The sequence below is a fragment of the Saccharopolyspora sp. NPDC002578 genome, assembly GCF_053592695.1.
The window spans coordinates 14,548-32,652 of record NZ_JBSFWJ010000046.1 but is presented as its reverse complement, the minus strand read 5'-3'; the positions used below and the strand labels follow the sequence as shown (position 1 = coordinate 32,652).

Annotated in this window: 15 protein-coding genes; 10 read left to right on the top strand and 5 right to left on the bottom strand. The window is 70.6% G+C overall.

What is annotated here, in order from left to right; all coding sequences use genetic code 11:
• Positions 1 to 11: 11 nt before the first annotated feature.
• Positions 12 to 740: an amino acid ABC transporter ATP-binding protein gene (locus tag ACWD38_RS20830; protein ID WP_184484907.1), complete on the bottom strand. Its 729-nt coding sequence runs from the start codon at positions 738 to 740 to the stop codon at positions 12 to 14.
• A gap of 684 nt (positions 741 to 1,424) precedes the next feature.
• Here ACWD38_RS20830 and miaB point away from each other — a divergent pair.
• Positions 1,425 to 2,915: a tRNA (N6-isopentenyl adenosine(37)-C2)-methylthiotransferase MiaB gene (gene miaB, locus ACWD38_RS20825; protein WP_184477937.1), complete on the top strand. Its 1,491-nt coding sequence runs from the start codon at positions 1,425 to 1,427 to the stop codon at positions 2,913 to 2,915.
• Positions 2,912 to 3,502: an Rv2732c family membrane protein gene (locus tag ACWD38_RS20820; RefSeq protein ID WP_246456695.1), complete on the top strand. Its 591-nt coding sequence runs from the start codon at positions 2,912 to 2,914 to the stop codon at positions 3,500 to 3,502. The genes miaB and ACWD38_RS20820 overlap by 4 nt, the downstream gene beginning before the upstream one ends.
• Before the next feature lie 175 nt (positions 3,503 to 3,677).
• Here the strand turns inward: ACWD38_RS20820 and ACWD38_RS20815 are convergent, their stop codons facing one another.
• Positions 3,678 to 5,006: a DUF349 domain-containing protein gene (locus ACWD38_RS20815; RefSeq protein WP_184477938.1), complete on the bottom strand. Its 1,329-nt coding sequence runs from the start codon at positions 5,004 to 5,006 to the stop codon at positions 3,678 to 3,680.
• A gap of 281 nt (positions 5,007 to 5,287) precedes the next feature.
• On the opposite strand from ACWD38_RS20815, the gene ACWD38_RS20810 reads away from it, so the two are divergent.
• From ACWD38_RS20810 to ACWD38_RS20790, 5 genes are all read left to right on the top strand, one after another.
• Complete coding sequence (locus ACWD38_RS20810) at positions 5,288 to 6,052, top strand: class III extradiol ring-cleavage dioxygenase family protein (RefSeq protein WP_184477939.1); 765 nt, start codon at positions 5,288 to 5,290, stop codon at positions 6,050 to 6,052.
• 54 nt (positions 6,053 to 6,106) lie between these two features.
• Positions 6,107 to 7,018: a tRNA (adenosine(37)-N6)-dimethylallyltransferase MiaA gene (miaA, locus tag ACWD38_RS20805; RefSeq protein ID WP_450124715.1), complete on the top strand. Its 912-nt coding sequence runs from the start codon at positions 6,107 to 6,109 to the stop codon at positions 7,016 to 7,018.
• 9 nt (positions 7,019 to 7,027) lie between these two features.
• On the top strand, positions 7,028 to 7,879 hold the full coding sequence (gene dapF, locus ACWD38_RS20800) for a diaminopimelate epimerase (protein ID WP_450124714.1): 852 nt from the start codon (positions 7,028 to 7,030) through the stop codon (positions 7,877 to 7,879).
• A gap of 237 nt (positions 7,880 to 8,116) precedes the next feature.
• Positions 8,117 to 9,487: a GTPase HflX gene (hflX, locus tag ACWD38_RS20795; RefSeq protein ID WP_221316231.1), complete on the top strand. Its 1,371-nt coding sequence runs from the start codon at positions 8,117 to 8,119 to the stop codon at positions 9,485 to 9,487.
• A gap of 112 nt (positions 9,488 to 9,599) precedes the next feature.
• Positions 9,600 to 10,610 (top strand): hypothetical protein, encoded by a 1,011-nt coding sequence (locus ACWD38_RS20790; RefSeq protein WP_450124713.1) that lies wholly within the window; start codon positions 9,600 to 9,602, stop codon positions 10,608 to 10,610.
• 277 nt (positions 10,611 to 10,887) lie between these two features.
• Here the strand turns inward: ACWD38_RS20790 and lexA are convergent, their stop codons facing one another.
• Entirely contained in the window at positions 10,888 to 11,571 is a 684-nt protein-coding gene (gene lexA, locus ACWD38_RS20785) for a transcriptional repressor LexA (RefSeq protein ID WP_450124719.1), read from the bottom strand.
• Positions 11,572 to 12,047: 476 nt separating this feature from the next.
• On the opposite strand from lexA, the gene ACWD38_RS20780 reads away from it, so the two are divergent.
• From ACWD38_RS20780 to ACWD38_RS20770, 3 genes are all read left to right on the top strand, one after another.
• A complete protein-coding gene (locus tag ACWD38_RS20780) occupies positions 12,048 to 12,359 on the top strand; it encodes a LysM peptidoglycan-binding domain-containing protein (protein ID WP_450124712.1) in 312 nt (103 codons plus the stop codon).
• 273 nt (positions 12,360 to 12,632) lie between these two features.
• Positions 12,633 to 13,118, top strand: a complete 486-nt coding sequence (gene nrdR, locus ACWD38_RS20775) for a transcriptional regulator NrdR (RefSeq protein WP_184484919.1) — start codon at positions 12,633 to 12,635, stop codon at positions 13,116 to 13,118.
• A gap of 121 nt (positions 13,119 to 13,239) precedes the next feature.
• Positions 13,240 to 16,068, top strand: a complete 2,829-nt coding sequence (locus tag ACWD38_RS20770; protein WP_184477942.1) for a vitamin B12-dependent ribonucleotide reductase — start codon at positions 13,240 to 13,242, stop codon at positions 16,066 to 16,068.
• A 206-nt stretch (positions 16,069 to 16,274) separates the two neighbouring features.
• Here ACWD38_RS20770 and ACWD38_RS20765 read toward each other — a convergent pair whose 3' ends face one another.
• A complete protein-coding gene (locus tag ACWD38_RS20765; protein ID WP_343071695.1) occupies positions 16,275 to 17,534 on the bottom strand; it encodes an aminotransferase class I/II-fold pyridoxal phosphate-dependent enzyme in 1,260 nt (419 codons plus the stop codon).
• A gap of 145 nt (positions 17,535 to 17,679) precedes the next feature.
• Positions 17,680 to 17,994, bottom strand: a complete 315-nt coding sequence (locus ACWD38_RS20760) for a hypothetical protein (protein WP_184477944.1) — start codon at positions 17,992 to 17,994, stop codon at positions 17,680 to 17,682.
• Positions 17,995 to 18,105: the final 111 nt, after the last annotated feature.

Here is an 18,105-nt window from a genome sequence, read left to right as displayed (position 1 = left end):
GGACCGCGAGGTCAGTGGGTGAGGATCTTGCTCAGGAAGTCCTGGGCCCGCGCGCTCTCCGGTGCTTCGAAGAACCGGCTCGGCGTGGAGTCCTCGACGATGCGGCCGTCGGCCATGAACAGCACGCGGTGCGCGGCGCGGCGGGCGAAGCCCATCTCGTGGGTGACGACGAGCATCGTCATGCCCTCGGCGGCCAGCCCGGCCATCACGTCGAGCACCTCGTTGACCATCTCCGGGTCGAGCGCGGAGGTCGGCTCGTCGAACAGCATGACCTTCGGCTTCATCGCCAGGGCGCGGGCGATCGCCGCCCGCTGCTGCTGGCCGCCGGAGAGCTGGGCGGGGTACTTCTGCGCCTGGTCGGCGATCCCGACCCGTTCCAGCAGTGCCGTCGCCTCCCGCTCGGCGGTGGCCTTGTCGAGCTTGCGGACCTTGATCGGGCCGAGCAGCACGTTCTCGAGGATCGTCTTGTGCGCGAACAGGTTGAACTGCTGGAACACCATGCCCACGTCGGCGCGCAGCTCGGCGAGCGCGCGTCCTTCGGCGGGCAGCGGCTTGCCGTCGATCTCGACGGTGCCGGAGTCGATCGGTTCGAGCCGGTTGATCGCGCGGCACAGCGTGGACTTGCCCGATCCGGACGGACCGAGCACGACCACGACCTGGCCGGGCGGCACGGTCAGGTCGATGTCCTGCAGCACGTGCAGGGACCCGAAGTGCTTGTCGACCGAGGACATGCGGATCATCGGCGAATCCGGGGTACCTGCGGTCATGCACTCTCCTAGCCCGAGAAGTCCGGATCTGATGGCGAAAATTTAAGCCGCCGGACACGATTAGTCCATATGGTGCGGGTCAACGCAGGTTGCAACTCGGTTACGCGTCCGGGGAAGACGAGGGTTTTCCCGGATTCTCACAAGATCTGCCCGCAGGCCCGCCAACTGCGTGTACGCGTCTCTTCGCGGAGGGTTCCAGTGCGCGATCGATGATCGTTCCGAGCGTTCCCGCTGCTTCTGCTCGGTGACGTTCCGTGCTCGCAGGATTTCGGGTTCGCCCGTACGGCCGCGTTCGTGCGTGACTCGTAGTAGCGCCTGCGGGTGAAGTTCGATTGCGCCATTCGCCACTCATCTCGTACTCGCGGCCACGGCTTCGCCGACCGGATCGAACAATGCCCACTATGAATGAGCCGACCCGCGCGGCGAGGCGTTTTCATTCGATTTCCCCGCCGGTCCGGAAATCGCGCGAGCACGCGGATTCCACCGCGCGGACCCGGTCCGGCGCCGGTCGGCACCGACGAGCGCGGGACCGCGCCACCCGCTCGGAAACGGCGGTCGTCGCAGCTCCGGGAGCTCCTGCGCAGGACCGGCAACGACCGTCGGCACTGGTCTCCGGGCGGCCATCGAACGCTCCTGAGCAGCCGATATGGTGGCGGGGTGAGCACGACGAGCGTTTCCAGGACATATGACATCCGCACGTACGGATGCCAGATGAACGTGCACGATTCCGAGCGGCTGTCCGGAATGCTGGAAGACGCCGGTTACGTGCGCGCCGCGAAGGACCACGACCCCGACGTCGTCGTGTTCAACACCTGCGCGGTCCGGGAGAACGCCGACAACCGGCTCTACGGCAACCTCGGCAGGCTCCGGCCCGCGAAGCAGGAACACCCCGGCATGCAGATCGCCGTCGGCGGTTGCCTCGCGCAGAAGGACCGCAGCGAGATCGTGCGCCGCGCGCCCTGGGTCGACGTCGTGTTCGGCACCCACAACCTCGGTTCGCTGCCCACGCTGCTCGAACGCGCCCGGCACAACGACGAGGCCGAGGTCGAGATCCTCGAATCGCTGGAGACGTTCCCGTCCACGCTGCCGGCCCGGCGCGAATCGGCCTACTCCGGCTGGGTGTCGGTCTCGGTGGGGTGCAACAACACCTGCACGTTCTGCATCGTGCCCGCGCTGCGCGGCAAGGAGAAGGACCGGAGGCCCGGCGACGTGCTCGCCGAAGTGCAGGCCCTGGCCGACGAGGGTGTGCTCGAGGTGACGCTGCTCGGCCAGAACGTCAACGCCTACGGCGTCGAGTTCGGCGACCGGCTCGCCTTCGGCAAGCTGTTGCGCTCCTGCGGCGAGATCGACGGCCTCGAACGCGTGCGCTTCACCTCGCCGCACCCGCGCGACTTCACCGACGACGTGATCGAGGCGATGGCCGAGACGCCCAACGTCTGCCACCAGCTGCACATGCCGCTGCAATCCGGCTCGGACCGGGTGCTCAAGGCGATGCGCCGGTCCTACCGCTCGGACCGCTACCTGAACATCCTGAGCAAGGTGCGCGAGGCGATGCCGGACGCGTCGATCACCACCGACCTCATCGTCGGTTTCCCCGGCGAGACCGAAGAGGACTTCGAAGCGACCCTCGACGTCGTCCGCCGAGCGCGGTTCAGCACGGCGTTCACCTTCCAGTACTCCAAGCGCCCCGGCACGCCCGCCGCCGAGCTGCCCGACCAGCTGCCGAAGGAAGTCGTGCAGGAGCGCTACGAACGGCTCGTCGCGGTGCAGAACGAGATGTCCTGGGAGCTCAACAAGGGCCTCGTCGGCCAGGACGTCGAACTGCTCGTCGCCGAAGGCGAAGGCCGCAAGGACGTCGAGACCCGCAGGCTCTCCGGCCGGGCCCGCGACGGGCGGCTCGTGCACTTCCACCCCGGCGGTGCCATCGACCGCGAGATCCGGCCCGGCGACATCGTGCGCACCACCATCACCAGGGGTGCCCCGCACCACCTCGTCGCGGACGGCGAGCTCAGCGCGCACCGGCGCACCAAGGCCGGCGACCGGTGGGAGGAGGGCCGCAGGCCCAAGACCTCCGGGACCAGCCTGGGGCTGCCCACCTTCGGCGCCCCGGCGGCGCCGCCCGCGACCGAACAAGGATGTGGCTGTTGAGCGACGACGAGCGGCGATCCCGCCCCGAGCCGGACGAACCGGTGGACCCCGGCGACTCGACCAGCCCGGACCTCGACGCTCAGGAAGGGACCGACGTGCAGCGCACGGAACCAACGGACACGAGCGGCACCGACCAGGACCGCGCCGACCGGCAGAGCCTCTCCCAGGCCGAACGCGACCTGCTGCGGCGCATCGACCCCGGCAGCAAAGCCGTCACCATCGCGGCCGTCATCCTGGTCCTGATCGTCAGCTCGCTGCTGCCGTGGATCGGGGACTCGACCGGCCTGGAGATCCTGCTCGGACGCGCCGACCCGGCGTTGGACGTCGGCCTGCTTCCCAGGCTGTTCGCGCTCAACGCCACCATCGTCGGCGTGCTGATCGGTGCGCTGGCGCTCACCACCCGCCGCTGGGCGATCGCGTGGGTGGCGGGGATGGCGGCCATCATCGTGTCCTTCGAAGGCATGATCGCGATCTGGTCCCGACAGACCACGCCTTCGGGCGGCCCCTCGTGGGGTTTGGTGCTCGCCGCGCTGTGCATGGTCGTGCTGGCCGTGCAGTGGATCCGCGTGGTGCTGACCCGGCCCTGACGTCCGCTTCCGGCGAGGACCTCGTTCTCGCGGCGAGGCGAAACCCGCGCGGATCGCGGCTCGGCGGCTCAGCTGCGACGAACCCGTTGGCGCGCCCGGCGACCGCCCGTGCGCAAGAACGGGTCGTGACGGTGCCGGGCGGTGGGCGCCGATCGGGCGCCCACCCCGGAATCGATCAGCGGTCGGCCAGGGCCTGCTCCGCGGCGGAGAGCCACACGCGCCACTGACCGGCCTGCTCGTCGGCCTTCTTGGCGCGCTTCTCGTCGCCCGCCGCGCGCGCCTTCTCGGCCTGCGCCTCGAACTGCTCCACCCGCTCGCGGAACTGGTCGACCCGCGCCTGCGCCTCCGGGTCGGTGCGCCGCCACTGCGCGTCCGACGCCGACCGGACCCGGTCGGCGACCGTGCGCAACCGGCCTTCGAGCTCGCGCATCCGCTCCCGCGGCACCTTGCCGACCTCGTCCCAGCGCTGCTGGATCCGCTGCAGGTGCGCCTGCGCGGCGGACAGGTCCGCGCCGGGATCGATCGCCTCTGCCTCGGTGAGCAGCGCTTCCTTCAACTTGGCGTTCTCCGCGAACTCCGCGTCGCGTTCCGAGAACGCCGCCGAGCGGCGGGCGAAGAACGCGTCCTGCGCGGCGCGGAACCGCTGCCACAGCGCGTCGTCGCTGTCCTTCGGAGCACGGCCGCTGGCCTTCCACTCCGCCATCAGGTCCTTGTAGCGCGTGGCCGTCGCGCCCCAGTCGGTCGACTCGGTCAGCGACTCGGCCTCGTCGACGAGCTCCTGCTTGCGGACCTTCGAGGCCGCGCGCTGCCGGTCGAGGTCGGCGAAGTGCGACCCGCGCCTGCGGTTGAACGCGTCGCGGGCCTTGGAGAACCGCCGCCACAGCTGCTCGTCGGTCTTGCGGTCCACACCGCGCACCGACTTCCACTCGTCGAGGATCCCGCGCAAGCGGTCCCCGGCGGACTTCCAGTGCGTTGCCTCCGCCGCGATCTCCTCGGCCTCGGCGGCCAGCGCCTCCTTACGGGCCACCGCGTCCGTGCGGGCCTGCTCCTTGTGCGCCTTCGCTTCCTCGACCGCCTTCTCAGCGTGCTGCACGAGGTGTTCGACCAAGGCGCCCAGCGCCTCCAGGTCGCCGACGACGGCGGCTTCGGGCAGTCCGTCGCGCAGGTGCTTCGCGCTGGTCAACGACTGCTTCGCGTCCCCGGAGCGACTGCTGAGCCGCTTCTCGAGCAGCTCGGCCTCGGTGCGCAGGTCGTCGAACTTCCGGGCGAAGTGCGCCAACCCCTCCGACGGCTCACCGGCCTGCCAGGAACCCACGGCGCGCTCACCGTCGACCGTGCGCACCCACACGGTGCCTGCTTCGTCCACCCGGCCCCACTGGCCCGGATTCGCCGAAGCCGCCGGGACCGTGGGCGTTGTCGAGGTGGACCCGGTCCCGGTGACGGCCGCAGCCGCGTCGGGCGTGGCGCCCGCAGTGCTCTCAGGGGTCGTGTCCTGGTGCGTCATGACCGGAATCCTCCTCGGGTACCCGCTTCGGTGCCCGTGCCGGGCACGGGCGCCCCGCGCGTGCGGGGCCGGTGCGCGGCGATCCGGACTCGCGTGGTGAGTCCGATCTCCGCTGGCGCATTCAAACAGGTCGCCCCCGGCTCCGGAATTCCGGCGGTACCACTGCGCGGTCCGCGCGGTCGCGAACGCAGGTCCTGCCAGGTCCTCCGACCGCCCGTCGCGCGCCCCGTTCGGGTCCCTGCTCCGCTCACCGCTGACCGTGACCTTTACCGTGCACGGGTGTGATCACCCGCATCGCCGTGGTGCCTTACCCGCCGTTGCTCGTCCCCGAACTGACCGTGCGGTCGACTTCGCTGATCGAGCCCGTGCGGAGCGCGTGCCTGCGCGCCACCACCAGTTTGACGGAAGCCGCAACCGAATGGGTGGCCGTCGGTGTAGATCGTTCCGGACCGGCGGTCCTGAGCCCGGCCACCACCGGCACGTTCGCCGGTTACGGCGTCGACGTCCCGGTGGCGCTGCGGGAGAGGGCGGAGCGGTCCGCACCGCCCGACCCGGACCTGCCGCTGCCCGCGCTGGTCGCCGGTCTCCTGCGCGCGCAGGCCGGTGCGCGGTCGGTGACCGTGCGGCTGCTGGCGCCGGACACCCCTGCCGACCAGGCCGCCGAGCTCGGTGCGCGGCTCGACGCCGACGGCCCTGAGACAGGGCTGCTGGTGCTCGCCGAAGGCGGCAGCCACCGGGACGAACGATCACCGCACCTCCCCGACCCGCGGGCGGCCGGGCTCGACGACGCCCTGCGCGACGCGCTGCGCGACGTCGACGGACCCGCGCTGCTCGGGCTGGAACCGCAGGAGTGCGACGAGCTCGGCGTGCACAGCCGGGCCGCGTGGCAGGTCGCCGCGGGCGTCGCCGCGACCGGCACGTGGCAGGCGGAGCCGCTGTACTCGGACACCCCGCTGGGCATCACGTACCACGTGGGCGTGTGGTCCAGGGCGGTGCAGGAGCCCGGCGCGAGCGCTCTGCGCGGGGAATCGCCGCTGCGCCGCTGACCTGGCGTCGGCCCTGGGTGAATCGATCGGGGGACAGGCCTTACAGTCGCCACCGTGTCCGCCGCATCCACAGCTCGACCGGTGGCGATCGTCGGGCCCACCGCCACCGGCAAGTCGGATCTCGCCGTCGAGGTCGCGATCGAGCTCGGCGGCGAGGTGATCAACGCCGACGCGATGCAGCTCTACCGCGGCATGGACCTCGGCACCGCCAAGCTCACCGAGGCGGAGCGCCGCGACGTCCCGCACCACCTGCTGGACGTGCTCGACGTGACCGAGGCGGCCTCGGTCGCCGCCTACCAGCGGGAAGCGCGCGCCGCCGTCGAGGACGTGCTGGCGCGCGGACGCACCCCGGTGCTCGTCGGCGGCAGCGGCCTGTACGTGCAGGCGGTGCTCGACGACCTGCGGTTCCCCGGCACCGACCCGGACGTGCGGACGCGCTGGGAGGAGGAACTGCGGACCTGCGGCGAGGCGGCGCTGCACCACCGCCTCGCCGAACTGGACCCGCCCGCCGCGGCGGCCATCCTCCCCTCGAACGGGCGACGCCTGGTGCGGGCGCTGGAGGTCATCGAGATCACCGGGCAGCCGTTCTCGGCGAACCTGCCCGTCCCGGGCCCGCCCCGCTACGACACCGTGCTGATCGGCCTGGACCGGCCCGTCGCCGAACTCGACGACCGAGTCGATCGGCGGGTCACCTGGATGTTCGACACCGGACTGGTCGCCGAGGTGCGCGAACTGGCAGACCACGGCCTGCGCCACGGCCGGACGGCGTCCCGGGCGCTGGGCTACCAGCAGGTCCTGGCCGAGCTCGACGGATCCGGCGACATGACCGTCGCCGCCGCCGAAACCGCCCGCCTGACCAGGCGCTTCGTGCGCAAGCAGCGCTCCTGGTTTCGCCGCGACGACCGCATCCACTGGTTCGAGCCGGCGACGGCGAGGCCCGGGATCCACCGGCTGCTGCGCACGTAGACTCGTCACGTGCGGTTTTCCGAAGGACCTGAGTTCACCAAGGGCCACGGCACGCAGAACGATTTCATCGTGCTGCCCGACCCGGACGGCGAGCTGAAGCTCACCGATGCCCACGTGCGCGCGCTGTGCGACCGCCGTCGCGGCCTCGGAGCCGACGGCGTGCTGCGCGTCGTGCCCGCGGGCGCGGTGCCCGACGCCCCCGACGACGTTGACCCGGACGTGTGGTTCATGGACTACCGCAACGCGGACGGGTCGCTCGCCGAGATGTGCGGCAACGGCGTCCGGGTGTTCGCCCGCTACCTCGTCGAAGCGGGGCTGGTCGAGCAGTCCGAGTTCCCCGTCGGAACCCGAGCCGGGATCCGCTCGGTCCGCACCCACCCGGACGGCGGCAGCACCGTCGACATGGGCGCGGCGCGGATCTTCGGCGACTCCGCGGCCACGCACGGCGGCAGGGAGTTCGCCGGGGTCGCGGTGGACCTGGGCAACCCGCACCTGGCGTGCGTGACCGAGGCGGACCTCGACGCGCTCGACCTCGCCGAAGCGCCCGAGCACGACGGCGGGCTGTTCCCGAACGGCGTCAACGTGGAGTTCGTGCGCCCCACCGAGCCGCAGCGGGTGCGGATGCGCGTGCACGAACGCGGGGTCGGCGAAACCCGTTCCTGCGGCACCGGCACGGTCGCCGCCGCCGTCGCGGCGCTGCGCGCCGACGGGGAGAGCACCGGTCGCCGGATCGTCGACATCCCCGGCGGCACCGTGCAGGTCGACGTGACCGAGACGACGACGCTGCTCACCGGGCCCGCGGTGCTGGTCGGCGGCGGCAGGCTCGACGCCGGCTGGTGGCGGCAGGTCGAGGGCGGCTGAACCGCCTCGGGCGGTGGTCACACCGTTCGAAGGGTGAAAACCGCTCGCGTGCCGTGGGACAATGGTGCCGATATGAAGAATTCCGCACTGTGGTCACATGAGGCAGGCACCCCGGCCGGTGCCCGCACGACAGCCGAAGCCGACGACGGCATCCGCCTGGACGGGGAAGCCCCGCTCGACGACGGCGACTTCGGCTTCCAGCCCGAATCCGACCTCGCGGACCCGTCCGCAGGGGAGATGGCACTCGAAGAGCGCGCCTCGCTGCGCCGCGTCGCGGGGCTGTCGACCGAGCTCGCGGACATCACCGAGGTCGAGTACCGGCGCCTGCGCTTGGAACGCGTGGTGCTGGTGGGCGTCTGGACCGAGGGCGACGCCGCGCACGCCGAGACGTCGCTGGCCGAGCTCGCCCGGCTCGCCGAGACCGCGGGCTCCGAGGTGCTCGACGGGTTGGTGCAGCGCAGGCCGCGCCCGGATCCCGCCACCTACGTGGGGTCCGGCAAGGTCAAGGAGCTGCGCGACGTCGTGATCTCCACCGGTGCGGACACCGTCATCTGCGACGGTGAACTGTCCGCCGGTCAGCTGCGCCAGCTGGAGGACAAGCTCAAGGTCAAGGTCATCGACCGGACCGCGCTGATCTTGGACATCTTCGCCCAGCACGCCAGCTCCAAGGAGGGCAAGGCCCAGGTCGAGCTGGCTCAGCTGCAGTACTTCCTGCCGCGGCTGCGCGGCTGGGGCGAGGCGATGTCCCGGCAGGCGGGCGGGCGCGCCGGTGGTGCCACCGGTGGTGTCGGTACCCGTGGTCCCGGTGAGACGAAGCTGGAGACCGACCGCCGGTTGATCCACAAGCGGATCAGCAAGCTCCGCAAGGAGCTCAAGGCCATGAGCACCGTCCGCAGCACCAAGCGCGGTCGGCGCGAAGCGCAGCACGTGCCCGGTGTGGCCATCGCGGGTTACACGAACGCGGGCAAGTCCAGCCTGCTCAACGCCCTGACCGGGGCCGGTGTGCTGGTCGAGGACGCGCTGTTCGCGACCCTGGATCCGACGACGCGCCGTGCCGAGACCCCGGACGGCAGGCCGCACACGCTGACCGACACGGTCGGCTTCGTCCGGCACCTGCCGCACCAGCTGGTGGAGGCGTTCCGCTCGACGCTGGAAGAGGTCACCGCCGCCGATCTGCTGGTGCACGTCGTGGACGGTTCCGAGCCGCAGCCGCACGAGCAGGTCTCCGCGGTGCGCACCGTCGTCTCCGACATCGCGGCGGAGCACGGTGCCCCGGTGCCGGAGGAGCTGCTCGTGGTGAACAAGGTCGACCAGGTCGACCCGACCCGCATCGCGGAGCTGCGCCAGTTGCTGCCGGGCGCGGTGTTCGTCTCGTCGCACAGCGGTGAGGGCATCGCCAACCTCCGCGAGCTCATCGCCGAGCGGCTGCCCAGGCCGGATGTGCTCATCGACGCGCTGGTGCCCTACACCCGCGGTGAGCTGGTGGCCCGGGTGCACGCCGAAGGCGAGCTCGTGGCCGAGGAGCACACCGCCGACGGGACCCGGTTGCGGGCGAAGGTCCGTTCCGACCTGGCCGGTGCGCTGCGCCCGTTCGTAGGAGCCGGATGAGCAGGACGGGGAAGGCCCGGGCCGTCGTCGTCCTCGCGCGGTGACCGAGCCGGTGCGCACTGCCCGTCGTCGGTCGCGCCGGTCGTGCGCGTTCGTCGCCGCCCTCGCGTTGGTGGGCGTCCCGACGGGGGTGGCGACCGCTCAGAGCGGTGTCGCGCCCGAGCAGCGGTGCCGGATCAGCGACCCGAACTTGACGGAGTTGTCGGGCTTGGCCTCCGACGGCCGGTACTGGTACGCGGTCGACGACGGCGGGAGCTCGATCCGGGTCAGCTTGCTCGACCGCGGTGATTGTTCGGTGCGGGACGTGTGGACCTCCGAAACCGACCCGTACGACGTCGAGGACCTCGCCCTGGCGCCGGACGGCGCGGTGTGGCTGGCCGATACCGGCGACAACCGGCGCCAGCGGAGCACCGTGGCGCTGCACAGGCTGACCGAGGACGGCGACTCGACGCTGTACCGGCTCAGCTATCCGGACGGCCCGCACGACGCGGAGGCGATCCTGCTCGACCGGGCCGGCACTCCGCACGTGGTCACGAAAGAGCCGTTCGGCGTGGCGTTCGTCTACCGCCCGGCCGCTGCGCTCGCGGCGGACGCGACGGTGCCGTGGGAACGGGTCGGCTCGGTCGCGCTGCCCACCACGGATTCGCCGGACGGCCCGATCAAGGGAATCGGCACCCGGCTGGTGACCGGCGGGTCGGTGAGCCAGGACGGGACCATGATCGCGTTGCGGACCTACACCGAGGCGTACCTGTTCCACGCTCCCGACGGGGACGTCGCCGCGGCGCTGCAACGTCCTCCGGTGCCGTTGCGGTTGCCGCCCGAGCCGCAGGGCGAGGCGATCGCCTGGGAGCCGGACGGCACGCTGCTGACGACTTCCGAGGGACTGCAACCGGTGTTCGCTCTGCCCGCCGCGGCGGCACTGCTCGCCCCCGCGGAGCCCGAAGCCCCACCGTCCCCGGAAACCCCGGACGCCGACCCCACGCCCCAGGCGCATCCCGACGAGGACGGCACCGCTGACTCCGAGCCGACCGGCGAGGCGTTCTCCACCGCACCCGCGCTCGTCGTGGCCGCTGGCCTCGCCGCTCTCCTGCTGTACTTCCTGGCCCGAATGCGCCGCCGCTGACGGCAATCCTTGATCATTATCCCGCCGGCCGCGAAGCCGTTGAGCAACGACCACAGCGTGAGAGGACTACTCGCGAGTCCTCACGTTCTTTTCGTGAGGACAGGATTTTCGTGTGGGGCGAAGCCGGCGGCTTCCTCGTGGGACGGCGATTTCGTGATGTAGGGAGCTACATGAGAAATCGATCGCGCAGAGTAGGGAGCCGCCGCCACACGACTCCCACTCAGGCCAAGAACAAAGACAGGTTCCGAGGCCCCGGCCGCTCTCCGAAAGGTTTCCCTCAGAGGCGGCGCAGGACTGCTACTACCTTGCCCAGGATCGTCGCGTCGTCGCCGAGGATGGGCTGGTACGCCTCGTTGTGCGGGACGAGCCACACGTGGTCCTCGGTGCGCTTGAACGTCTTGACGGTCGCTTCGCCGTCGATCATCGCCGCCACGACGTCACCGTTGTCCGCGTCCGGCTGCTGGCGCACCGCGACCCAGTCGCCGTCGGTGATGGCCAGGTCGGTCATCGAGTCGCCGACGACCTGGAGCAGGAACAGCGAGCCCTCGCCGACGATCTCCTTCGGCAGCGGGAACACGTCCTCCACCGATTCCTCGGCCAGGATCGGGCCGCCGGCGGCGATCCGGCCCACCACCGGGACGTACGCGGGCTTCGGCCTACCGGCGAGCTCGGACTGCTCGGAGTCGGCGACCAGCACGCCCACCGTGCGCGGGCGGTGCGGATCACGCCGCAGGAAGCCCTTCCGCTCCAGCACCCGCAGCTGGTAGGCGACCGACGAGGTGGACGTGAGGCCCACCGCGTCGCCGATCTCGCGCACGCTCGGCGGGTAGCCGTGCTCCCGCATCCAGCTGCGGATCGACTCGAGCACCTTGAGCTGCCGGTCGCTGAGTTCGTCGGTGCCCGGCTGTTCGGGGACCGACGAGGCGGGCGCGGTCGGCTCCGCTGCCGCGCCACCTCGGATATCGGTCACGATCGCCTCCGCGCCGCGAGAACCGTTCGTCGATCCGGCGCCGTCGGACGTGCCGCCGAGTTCGTCGTTGATCGATTCGGTCGTATTGCTGACCACCACTGCCTCCTGTCCTCGTGAACGGGACTGCTCGTGACTCCGATTTCCACAGTAGACGGGGCGAAGTGGAAGATCAAACACCTGTTCGAGTTAATTTGAGCCAGACCCTGGCGCATTCGGGCACTGTTGGTACACAATCGCACGCAGGTTCGATCGAACACCTTTTCGATCTTGTACGTCGATCTGCGGGCCGGTCTCCGGCCCCGATGCTGGAGGTGCTCATGGTGGCGATGTCCGGTGCGGCGACCCGGTCGCGATCCGGCGCTGCGAGAATGGGATCACCGGCGGTTCCGGCGGGTGGGCTCTCGCTGCCGCGCGGGGCCGTCGCGGCCGAGCCGCCAATGCTGGGGGCTGCGCGGTCCGCTCCTGGGGTGGAGGCGGCGCGGGCTGGGTGGCTCGCCGCCGCCCGCGAGTGCGCCTGGCTCGTCGCGGTGGGTGCCTGCGCATTCGTCGGCGTCCTTCTGTTCGGCGTACTCGCGCTGGATTCGGGAGCGCGGCCGGTGCCGGATGCTACGGCGGTCGCGCGCGTGGCGGACGGCGACACGCTGTGGTCGGTGGCGGCGCGTTTCGCTCCGGACAGTGACCAGCGCGCGGTGGTCGGGCGGATCGTGGAGCTCAACCGCCTCGGCGCCGACGGGTCCGGGTTAGGTCGCACGTTGATCGTTCCCGCGCAGCGCGGCTGACGCCCGGGGCGTCATCTCGCCCGCCTCTCGGGGTGTCGGCTGGGGCTTCCGCAGGTCGCTTGGTTCGATGTCACTCGACCGGGCGGGGAGGGGTGGGTCGGTTTGCTTCCCGATCTGCGGCGGATTAAAGTCGACCACAACATCTAGTAGTTACGCCGGTGTAGTTACTCCACAGGTTGGGATCACGGAGTATTCACGCGTCCACGGACCGTGAGCGCGACCGGCTACCGCGATGGTGTGGGTGACGACGACGCCGGGAAGGGGGTGAGTCCGATGCGGTGCCCGTTCTGCCGAGGCGACGATTCGCGAGTGGTCGACTCGCGCGAGGTCGAGGAAGGCCAGGCGATCCGGCGCAGGCGATCATGTTCAGCCTGCGGTCGCCGGTTCACGACGGTGGAAGAGCTCGTGCTGTCGGTCGTCAAGCGTTCCGGCGTCACCGAGGCGTTCAGCCGGGAGAAGGTGGTCCGGGGAGTGCGGCGCGCCTGCCAGGGTCGTCCCGTGGAGGAGGACGCGCTGCAGCAGCTCGCGCACCGCGTCGAGGACGCGGTCCGCTCCCGGGGTGTGTCGGAGTTGTCCAGCCACGAGGTCGGACTCGCGATCCTGGGACCGCTGCGCGAACTGGACGAGGTCGCGTACCTGCGGTTCGCCAGCGTGTACCGGGCCTTCTCCTCCGTCGAGGACTTCGAGAAGGAGATCGCGGACCTCCGGGACGCGGCGGGCGTCGTCGCCCGTGCGGCCGAGGAGAACGCAGGTGGCTAGGTCGAAGCGGCGGCACGCGAGGCGCGGGTCGGCGAACGTGGGTGGGATGCGACCGAACCGGACGGGGAGCCCGGACGGTGGCGGGAATGCACGAGCGAGCAACAGGGAAGAGGGACAGGTCATGACAGAGACCGTGGGCAGCCCGGCCGGCGCCGCGGGGGAGCCGGATTCAGGTGCTCGTACCAAGGGCATCCGGGTGCAGCGCGTCTACACCACCGAGGGGGTGCACCCCTACGACGAGGTGTCGTGGGAGCGCAGGGACGTGGTGATGACCAACTGGCGGGACGGTTCGGTCAACTTCGAGCAGCGCGGAGTCGAGTTCCCCGACTCCTGGTCGCTGAACGCGGTCAACATCGTGACCAGCAAGTACTTCCGCGGGGCCCAGGGCACCGCGCAGCGTGAGAGCAGCCTGCGGCAGCTGATCGACCGGGTCGTGAAGACCTACGTGCGCGCCGGCGTCGAGCACGACTACTTCGCCACCGACGCGGACGCAGAGGTCTTCGAGCACGAGCTGACCTGGATGCTGCTGCACCAGGTGTTCAGCTTCAACTCGCCGGTGTGGTTCAACGTCGGCACCAGCTCGCGGCAGCAGGTCTCCGCCTGCTTCATCCTCTCCGTCGACGACACGATGGAGTCGATCCTCGACTGGTACAAGGAAGAGGGCCTGATCTTCAAGGGCGGTTCCGGCGCGGGCCTGAACCTGTCCCGGATCCGTTCCTCCAAGGAGCTGCTGTCCTCCGGCGGCACCGCGTCCGGGCCCGTCTCGTTCATGCGCGGCGCCGACGCCTCCGCGGGCACCATCAAGTCCGGCGGCGCTACCCGCCGGGCCGCGAAGATGGTCATCCTCGACGTGGACCACCCGGACGTCGAGGAGTTCATCGAGACCAAGTCGAAGGAAGAGCGCAAGATCCGCGCGCTGCGCGACGCCGGGTTCGACGTGGACCTGGGCGGCGCGGACATGGCCTCCGTGCAGTACCAGAACGCGAACAACTCGATCCGCGTGAACGACGAGTTCATGCGGGCCGTGGAGAGCGATGGCCGGTTCGGCCTGCGCGCCCGCACGGACGGCTCCGTGGTCGAGACGGTCCAGGCGCGCGACGTGTTCCGGAAGATGGCCAAGGCCGCCTGGGACAGCGCCGACCCCGGCATCCAGTACGACGGCACGATCAACGACTGGCACACCGCGCCGGAGAGCGGCCGGATCTCGGCCTCGAACCCGTGCTCGGAGTACATGCACCTGGACAACTCCAGCTGCAACCTGGCCTCGTTGAACCTGATGAAGTTCCTGCGCTCGGACCTGACGTTCGACGCGGAACTGTTCGAGAAGGCAGTCGAGCTCGTCATCACGGCGATGGACATCTCGATCAGCTTCGCGGACTTCCCGACCGAGGCCATCGGCGAGACGACCCGCAAGTACCGCCAGCTCGGCATCGGGTACGCGAACCTGGGTGCGCTGCTGATGGCCACCGGGCACGCCTACGACTCCGACGGTGGCCGGGCGCTGTCGGCGGCGATCACCTCGCTGATGACCGGTACGGCCTACAAGCGGTCGGCTGAGCTCGCCGGCGCGGTCGGCCCCTACGAGGGCTACGCCCGCAACGCCGACGCCCACCAGCGGGTGATGCGCAAGCACGCCGCGGCCAACGACCTGGTCCGCACGTACCACCGCAACGACGTGGCCGTGCACAAGCTGGCGACGAAGGTCTGGCAGGACGGCCTGGAGATCGGTGCCCGCAACGGGTGGCGCAACGCGCAGGCGTCGCTGCTGGCCCCGACCGGCACGATCGGCCTGATGATGGACTGCGACACCACCGGGGTCGAGCCCGACCTCGCGCTGGTGAAGTTCAAGAAGCTGGTCGGCGGCGGCTCGATGCAGATCGTCAACCAGACGGTGCCGCGGGCGCTCAAGGCGCTGGGCTACCAGGAAGAGCAGATCGAGGCGATCGTCGAGTACATCGCCGAGCACGGCCACGTCGTGGACGCCCCGGGGCTGCGCCCCGAGCACTACGAGGTGTTCGACTGCGCGATGGGCGAGCGTTCGATCGCTCCGATGGGCCACGTGCGGATGATGGCCGCGGTGCAGCCGTTCCTGTCCGGTGCCATCTCGAAGACGGTGAACATGCCGGAGGCGGCTTCGGTCTCCGACGTCGAGGAGATCTACTTCGAGGGCTGGCGGCTGGGCCTCAAGGCACTGGCCATCTACCGGGACAACTGCAAGGTCGGCCAGCCGCTGTCGGCGGGCAAGGGCGACAAGTCCTCCTCCGAGAAGGAGGTCGAAAAGCAGATCGAGTACCGCCCGGTCCGCAAGCGGCTGCCGAAGAAGCGGCCCAGCCAGACGGTCTCGTTCACCGTGGGCGGTGCCGAGGGCTACCTGCACGCCGGTTCGTACCCGGACGACGGCCTGGGCGAGATCTTCGTGAAGCTGGGCAAGCAGGGCTCGACGCTGGCGGGCGTGATGGACGCCTTCTCGATGTCGATCTCGGTGGGCCTGCAGTACGGCATCCCGCTGGAGTTCTACGTCTCGAAGTTCCAGAACCTGCGCTTCGAGCCCGCCGGCATGACCGACGACCCGGACGTGCGGATGGCGGGCAGCGTCCTGGACTACCTGTTCCGCAGGCTGGCCCTGGACTACCTGCCCTACGAGAAGCGCGCGCAGCTGGGCATCTTCACCTCCGACGAGCGCACCGCCCAGACCGCGGACTACGGCTCGGGTTCGACGAGCGGCGGCGAAGTCGACCTGGACACCATGCGCTCCACCGTGGAGTCCTCGGTGTCGGATTCGCGCCGTGACGAGGACGACCGCGGCGCGGGCAGCTCCACGGAGCTGCTGGAGCTGCGGTTGGGCAAGGCCGCCGACGCGCCGCTGTGCATGACCTGCGGTACGAAGATGCGCCCGTCCGGTTCCTGCTACCTCTGCGAGGGCTGCGGCTCCACCTCGGGGTGCAGCTGATCGAGGGCACGAGCGCTCGGGACGACCTCGATCGTTTGCGAGCGTTGACCTGAAGTAGCACTGCGGCGGGTGGTCCGGCTTGATGCCGGGCCGCCCGCCGCTGTCGTGACCGGCTGCGGACGTGTCTTCGCCGGCATGCCGCACCGATGCGAAAGCGGGGGCCGATCGTGTGATCGGCCCCCGCGCTCGTGTCGTCCTCCCCGAATTCAGCCTTCGTGTTCGGCCAGCAGCTTCTCGGTGCCGACGAGTCGCACGCACGTCGCGAAACCGGCGATGGCCACCTCGAGCTCCGACTGCTCCGGGTAGGTCGGCGCGATGCGGATCACCTGGTCGAGCGGGTCGTCGCCCCGGGGGTGGGTCGCGCCGGCCGGGGTGAGGGCGATGCCGGCCTCCTTCGCCTTGGCGACCACCGCGCGGGCGCAGCCCGCGGGCACGCGCACGGTGATGAAGTACCCGCCCTCCGGGCGGGTCCACTCGGCGAGGCCGGTCCCGCCCAGTTCGGCGTTGAGGATCTTGTCGACCGCTTCGAACTTGGGCCGGATCACTGCCGCATGTCGGCGCATGTGCTCGCGGAGGCCGTCCGCGTCGCGGAGGAACCGCACGTGCCGCAGCTGGTTGATCTTGTCGGGACCGATGCTGCGCTTGGCGGTGCAGCCCAGCCACCACTGGACGTTCGCCGGGGAGCTGCCGAAGAAGGCGACCCCGCCGCCAGCGAACGTGATCTTCGAGGTGGAGCCGAACACGAACGCCCGGTCCGGATTGCCGTGCTCGGCGCAGAGCCCGAGCAGGTCCGCGATCGCGGCAGGCTCATCGCCGAGGTGGTGCACCGCGTAGGCGTTGTCCCAGAAGATCCGGAAGTCGGGTGCGGCCGTGGGCATGGCGGCCAATCGGCGCACCGCGTCCTCGGAGTAGACGGCGCCATCCGGGTTGCTGTACTTGGGCACGCACCAGATGCCCTTCACCCGCGGGTCTTCGGCGGCGAGCCGCTCCACGACGTCCATGTCCGGGCCGTCCGAGGTCATCGGCACCGGGATCATCTCGATGCCCAGCCGCTCGCACAGCGCGAAGTGCCGGTCGTAGCCGGGAACGGGGCACAGGAACGCGATCTGCGGCTCGTCCACCCAGCGGCGCTGCCCGCCGGGCAGCGTGCCGAGCAGCGCGAACACGAGGGCGTCGTGCATCAGTTCCAGGCTGGAGTTCCCCGCGGCCAGCAACTGCTCCACCGGCACCTGCAACGCGTCGCTGAAGATCGCCCGCAGTTCGGGCAGGCCCTGCAGCCCGCCGTAGTTGCGCAGGTCGGTGCCATCAGCGGACACCGCGGCTTCCGGTGATTCCAGCAGGCCGGCGGACAGGTCGAGCTGCTGCGGCGACGGCTTCCCCCTGGTGAGATCCAGTTTCAGCTCGCGCGCGGCCAGCGCCGCGTGGTCCTGGCGGGCGCGATCGCGCTGGACGGTCAGCTCGTCGATGGTCGAGGCGTGAGCGGTCACCGGAGTCCCTTCACCGTGAAAAACGTGGAAAGCCACCGAGACAGCCTAATGAGGCTCCACGCCGGGCCCACGCGCTGGTCGGCCGCCGCTGCCGAGCTGGAGCCGTCGCGGTGGACGTTCTCGTTCAGCCGGTGGGTGCGGTACCGCCCCGAGCGAGCATCCGCGCGGTCACGGCGACTCCACCGGCGGCCGTGAACACCGCGGGCCACGCGCCGATTCGCCGCGCCAACGGGTGCGATCCGGCGAGCGCGCCCGCGTACGCCGCTCCGAGCACGAGGGCCCGGCCGCCGCCGCTGCGCCGTCGGCAGCTCTCCATCGCCGCGAGCCCGCCCGCCCCCGCGACCAGTCCGCTCCAGGAGCGGTGCCGTTGCAGCCTGGTGACGGCGAAACCGGCGACCAGCCCCGCCGACGAGAGCAGAGCGGGCGGAACGCTGCGCATGACCTGGCTCCTTCGCGTGGAAGTGGTTCTTCGACTGTACCGGCGCCCTCGGCGCCGCTGGAGCCGATCGATCGGCATGGGCTGTTCGAGTGTTGTTCAATTCGGCGCTCG